This is a genomic window from Nodosilinea sp. LEGE 07298 (assembly GCF_015207265.1).
In the GTDB taxonomy this organism is placed as follows: domain Bacteria; phylum Cyanobacteriota; class Cyanobacteriia; order Phormidesmidales; family Phormidesmidaceae; genus Nodosilinea.
This window is the reverse complement of sequence record NZ_JADEXE010000362.1, coordinates 1-5,805: the sequence shown is the minus strand read 5'-3', so window position 1 is coordinate 5,805 and position 5,805 is coordinate 1. Positions and strand designations below refer to the sequence as shown.

The window sequence follows — 5,805 nt, the reverse complement described above, 5'->3', positions numbered from 1 at the left end:
GGCAGCTTTTCCATTATGTTCATGATTCAAGAGCTGCGATGGCATAGAGTCTGACATGCGCGATAACCGTTCCTTCTACTTTAATTCGGACTGGCTTAGCTGTCTCATCTATTGTTGTCACAGTGGGCACCGCTGCAAAAATTGGCGGAGCTGCGATCGCTCTCGTAGGCAAAAATCCGATCACGGATATTGCATCACTGACAACCCTAGGCAAACTCGAAGAGCTGTGGCTAATCAATCCACATTTCGGGGGGAGTTGTTGCTGGCTCATACGTCGTGGACGGACTGTGACTGGCGAGGTTAAACCACCCCACCGCCAGTAGGAGACCAAACCCACAGCCCAGCACAAAAATCCAGGCGTGAGACGACTCGAGCACGCAGAGCAGACGGCGATCGCCACTATAGACCTGCACTAGCCAGCCTTCGCTAGTGTTGTCAAATCTGGTTCGCAGTTTAGTTGAGTCAAACTTGTTCATGGTTATAAGCTCCATGCCGATCGAATGTGTGTGGTGGTAGCGAGCACTTGCCCGCCGCTACGAAAACACCTGTCAAAAATTCACCTATGAATAGAGAGTGTCTCTAGAAGAGAGACGAGGCCGATCAAACCTGACCTTGACGCCAAACAGAAGATAGATATCTATACTTTCAGCTTGGACGATATCTTTAAGTCTATGCTTAAATTTGCTGCAGCTGCCATGCTCTACTACAGCCCATCGTCATAATTATCTGAACCGATTGATAAGCTAGGCTTTTGATAACTGACGTAGAGATAACGATTGGGCATGTAGCGATCGCCCTTCCGTACAACCTCGTGAGGTCTGTATCTGTAATCTATTGCAGGTTAGATAACGCTTGCACCCGTCGGCAAAAATAGCTGCACAATCTTGGGCTCATAGATAAAGAAGCTTACCCAGTCATGGTCGAGCCCCCTAGTTAGCGCTGGCGCAGCGTGTGCAAAAAGGAAAAGCAATGCCTAAAGTCTGTTTGGGGTGCATCAGATAGGCATTTCGGGAATAGGTTAGACACCTTGGCAGGGAATGGTGAGCACTGCCCACCATTCCCCAAATGCAGTCAGCCAGTTAACACCAACCAGGAACCAAGTTATTGGTCTCGCTTTTGCCGCTCAATGACAAACCGTCGACGCTCCGCTGGAGGTAGAGATTGATAGTCGCCATAGAAGCGACTAAAGCGCCAAAACTGAGTCATTGCACTTTGTAAGCGTTGGCCCAAGCCCTGAGGGGTGTGAACTGTTTTGGAAATGTGGCTAGAGGTTCTAAGCATGGCAGATCCTTGGATGTTGGGATGTGACCCGGTTTTGCTTAGGCGATTCCGGAACGGATCGCGAATTGCGCACTCCAGCCGCCCCCAGTGCCTCACAAGCCGACAGTGGGGGTGACAACATTTGATGATGGCGATCGCCCTCTAATTAATTAGAGAGCCATATGGAGGAACGCTGCTCGCCTGAGCAAAAACCGTGATGGCGGTGTTCGATAGCTCAATTCTCATCTACTTAAGGCGACCGGAACAGATGCAGCCAGTACAAATTGCTCCCAGAACAGTTAGTTTTCATGCAACTGTTCCGATGAATTCGCTCAGAACTGTATCGGTCTTCTGAGCCTTGGTAAATCCAACACTGCCTGACAGGCCAAAAACTACGTTACAAACCCGAGCGACTCAAATCCCTCACTTACCGCAACTTTCCCTAACAAATTGCCTCTCCCTGTCACCTCCGTAGGGCAAACGGGGTAACGTAAGACCAGCATAAGTTCAGTGGCGTAGCACCATGTCTCAAGAGTTTGCCGCCGGGTTGCCAAGCGTGCGCCAGGTTCAAAATGTGATTCGCGATAAAGCCTCTGTTGAAGTCAAGCTCATCACTGGCGATGTCATTTCGGGTCGTGTCCTGTGGCAAGACCCGCAGTGCATCTGCGTAGAAACCGACGACCAGAGGAAGCATCAGATCTGGAAGCATGCCATTGGCTTCCTCAAATATTCTTAATTTCGTCACTACTCTCCTCAGCAGTCTTCATACGTTCTGTGTAGCCTGCCAAATTGATTAGGGCACACTAAACCCAGGTGGATATCTACCCTCACTGATGTGCCGGTCCCCTGATTGTAGTAAAGCCGTTAATCCACCCGTTTTATGGAGCTTTTGACCAAATGACTATCGAAAAAATTGTTGAGCAAGCCCTACAAGACGGCTACCTCACCCCCGCCATGGAAGCTGAAGTGGGTCGCATCTGCGATACTGCTGCTGAGCTTTCCATCGAAGAATACATGGCCCTCGATCGCTTGATGGGTGCCCTGCTAACAGGCGAAGTGGTGGCCGTACCCCGCAAGCAGTTCATCAACGTGATGGAAGAACTGGTGCTGACCGAGGCCATTGCGCGGGTAGCCGAAATTGAGTCTACCTCCGACAAGACCCTTGATTTAGGCGATATTGCCGCCTATGCCCTCAACCGGCTGCCGCCTCTTTACGCTACCACTGAGGAAGGAGCCAACTTCCAGCGGGAAAATGCTCGCGGCGATCTGTCTGCCCTGATTGCAGACCAGGTGCAGCAGGCCATTTCTCGCAACCTCGACCAACCCGACTTCTACCCCGAGCGCCACACCATTCAGAAAAAGGGCGGCGACAGCGTGCTCAACCAGGTCAGCTCGCTTTTGCAAGACCATGCCCACAAGTTCGAGCCTGCTGGGAAGGCATAGAGCTACTGCTAAGGGGAACTCAGCCCTTTCTAATCCGCAGTCTCTTGACCAGGGTCTAGATTTAGCCAAATTGGCGCGATCTAGACCCTGGTTCGTTTTAACCAAAGCGCATTAGAACGGATACACCCGAGGGGCAATCAGTACCGTGAGTAGCCAAAAGGCCAGGTTAAACGGAATGCCTACCCGCAGAAAGTCGGTGAATTTATAGCCACCGGGGCCATAGACCATCAGGTTGGTCTGGTAGCCAATGGGCGTGCTAAAGCTGGCTGAGGCCGCAATCATGATCGACACGACAAAGGGAATAAAGCTCACCCCTAAGCTTTGAGATAGCGATAGCGCAATCGGAAACACCACCGCCGCCGCCGCGTTATTGGTAATCACTTCGGTGAGCACGGTGGTAACGCCGTAGACAATAATCAGGGCAAGCCAGGGGTTATCGCCGCCCAGGCTCAGCACCCCGCCCGCCAGCGCCGCCGCTGCCCCGGTGACCTCTAGCGCCTTACCCAGGCCCAGGGCGGCAGCGACCACCAGCAGTACCGACCAATCAATGGTGCGAAAGCCCTGCCGAAACGAGCAGCAGCCCAGAATTACCATTAGCAACGCCGCCAGGGTAGCGGCGTGGAGCATATCCATCCAGCCGGAGGTGGCCAGGGCTACCATCAGTACTAAGATGGCCAAGGCAATGGGGGCGCGATCGTGGCGCAGGGGGTCTGAGTTGGGGATTTCACTAACCAGATAAAAATCGCGTGAGGCGCGGCGCTCTTCCAAAAACGCGTGGTTGGTCTCTAGCAGCAAAGTATCGCCAGTTTGCAGGCGAATATCGCCAATTTTGCCGGGCAAGCGCTCGCCGTTGCGACCCACCGCCAGCACCACCGCCCCATAGCGGCTGCGAAATTTGCCCTGGCGAATCGTAACGCCCACCAGGGGGCAAGTGTTTGAAACAACAGCCTCGATCAGGGTACGCTCGGTGCGGGGAGTGTCGAGCTTAAAAACCTGGTCGGTAGCAGGCTGGAGACCGCGAATTTGGTTGAGATCAACAATGGAGTCAACCATGCCTACAAACACCAGTTGGTCTTGCTCTTGCAGGGTCTCTTGAGGGCCAATGGCGGTCAGCAGCCGACCCTGTCGCTGAATCTCGGTTAGGTAAAGTCCTGGCAGGTGGCGCAGCCCAGCTTGCTCAACGGTTTTGCCCGCCAGGGGGCTGTGATCTTCAACCACCATTTCTACCGTATATTCGCGCGGGTCATCAGCGTCGGTAATGGCGGGTTTGCGCTGGGGCAACACCCAGCGCTGAGCCAACACCAGCATCAGGGAACCGGCGATCGCGCAGGGCACCCCCACCGGCACCAGGTCAAACAGATTGAGGCCGGGGTAGTCGGTTTCGGTGACTAACAGCCCGTTGACCACCAGATTAGTGCTAGTGCCAATTAGCGTACACATCCCTCCCATAATCGCCGCATAGCTGAGCGGAATCATCAGCTTGGAGGGGCTGATGCGCAGCTTGCGGCACCAGTCACTGACCACCGGAATAAACATCGCTACCAGCGGTGTGTTGTTGAGAAAGGCGCTCAGGCCTAGTACCGGCAGCAGCAGCCGCAGTAAGGCCGTGGTTTGCCCCTTAGGTAGACCCAGCAGCGATCGCGAAATAATATCCAGGCCGCCAGTTTGTTGCAATCCAGCGACAACGATATACAGTACGCCCACCGTCATCATGCCGGGGTTGCTAAACCCAGCCAGCGCAGTAGTGGTGTCGAGCACCCCAGACAGCAGCAGCGTGGCTAGAGCCGCCAAAAAAATGGCCTCCGCTGGCAGGGGCGTCAGGGCGTTGAGCAAAAAAGCGGCCAGGGTCACGCCAATCGTCAACCAGCCAGCCCAGGTAAGCTGTGCTGGCAGCGATATCAGCCCCAGGGCCAGGGCACTCCCTACGATGACGACCACCCCTGCCCCTAAGGCTATCAGCAGAGCGCGCTGGCGGATTTTGTTTGGGGTTGAAAAGGTGTTAAACCGTTGCCTGTCCTGGAGCGGATCGTATTCCATAAGGAGCCAACCGGGGGTACTGCCCCAGATATAGTGGGATCAAACTGCTGTGAAATTTATTTCAAAGCAGAACAGACTTTTAATCCCGTTCATTTTAGCAGCGAGAGCAGAGCGAATTAGTTTGCTGTAGCTTGTTAGTCAACTGAGTCGTTAGCGCCTAAACTGGCTCGACGACGATAGCTCAGCATCGCCAGCCCTAGGCATTAGTTTCTTCAGCAAAGGCAGGGCGCTGGTGACTCCAGGGGTTAGCCTGCTCAAGCTGGGCGGCCAGCGCCAGTAGCGTGGCTTCATCGGCGGGGCGACCCACTAGCTGCACGCCCACGGGTACCCCATTGGCGTCAAACCCCCGAGGAATGGCCAGGGCTGGCTGGCCGCTGGCGTTAAACGGCGGGCAGGGGGCGACCCAGTTGATCACGTTTTTAAGAATTTGGGGCGATCGCAGCTTTTTCCATTCCCCCACCTTGATGGCCGGGTGCATATACACCGGCAAAATCAGCACGTCGTAGGGGTGGCAAAACCGCACAATTTGGCGGGCCACCTGCTGAAGCTTTGAGACTGCCCGCAGGTAAGCGCCGCTGTTGATGCGCCAGGCCCGCCAGTAGAGCCAGCGGTTCATTTTTTCCATCACAATCCAAGGCACACCCACTTCCGCTAGTACGCACTCCCAGACCACTACAAAGGGCTCAATTAGATCGTCCAGGTCAGGGAACGTGACTTCTTCAGCGCTATGGCCCAGGTCTTCGACCTGCTGCACAGTTTCGTAGATGGCCTGGCGACACACCGGGTCAACCTCACCAATCGGGTCAAGGCGGGTTACATAGCCAATTTTCAGCGGCTTAGGCGGCGTCCTTAGTCCCGCCAAAAATGAAGGGTTGGGGTCGGGCAGCCAGTAGGGATCGCCCAATTCATAGCCGCTGAGCACATCTAGAAGCGCTGCCGCATCGGCTACAGTGCGCCCCAGGGGGCCGTTGATGGCCAGCCCGTTTAACCGCTCTCCCACCGGTGCAAAGCTAATTCGCCCCCGAGATGCCTTCATGCCCACCAGTCCGCAGCAAAAGGCTGGTC

The 5,805-nt window shown here is 54.8% G+C and carries 6 protein-coding genes; 2 read left to right on the top strand and 4 right to left on the bottom strand.

Translation table 11 applies throughout. The features are described 5' to 3' along the window. Positions 1-230 precede the first annotated feature (230 nt). Together IQ273_RS29320 and IQ273_RS34125 are read right to left on the bottom strand one after the other, a co-directional pair. A complete protein-coding gene (locus IQ273_RS29320) occupies positions 231-476 on the bottom strand; it encodes a hypothetical protein (RefSeq protein WP_194026643.1) in 246 nt (81 codons plus the stop codon). A gap of 625 nt (positions 477-1,101) precedes the next feature. Continuing rightward, positions 1,102-1,281, bottom strand: coding sequence for a hypothetical protein (locus IQ273_RS34125; RefSeq protein ID WP_228054134.1), 180 nt, complete (start codon positions 1,279-1,281; stop codon positions 1,102-1,104). A gap of 502 nt (positions 1,282-1,783) precedes the next feature. Between IQ273_RS34125 and IQ273_RS29315 the strand changes: the two genes are divergently transcribed. Together IQ273_RS29315 and IQ273_RS29310 are read left to right on the top strand one after the other, a co-directional pair. Then, a complete protein-coding gene (locus tag IQ273_RS29315) occupies positions 1,784-1,996 on the top strand; it encodes an Hfq-related RNA-binding protein (RefSeq protein ID WP_194026642.1) in 213 nt (70 codons plus the stop codon). 161 nt (positions 1,997-2,157) lie between these two features. Next, positions 2,158-2,703, top strand: coding sequence for a late competence development ComFB family protein (locus tag IQ273_RS29310; protein ID WP_194026641.1), 546 nt, complete (start codon positions 2,158-2,160; stop codon positions 2,701-2,703). Positions 2,704-2,814: 111 nt separating this feature from the next. On the opposite strand, the gene IQ273_RS29305 is transcribed toward IQ273_RS29310, so the two are convergent. Together IQ273_RS29305 and IQ273_RS29300 are read right to left on the bottom strand one after the other, a co-directional pair. Then, positions 2,815-4,740, bottom strand: coding sequence for an SLC13 family permease (locus IQ273_RS29305; RefSeq protein ID WP_194026640.1), 1,926 nt, complete (start codon positions 4,738-4,740; stop codon positions 2,815-2,817). A gap of 196 nt (positions 4,741-4,936) precedes the next feature. Beyond that, a partial coding sequence (locus IQ273_RS29300; protein WP_228054132.1) for an amidase occupies positions 4,937-5,805 on the bottom strand: 869 nt, incomplete at its 5' end.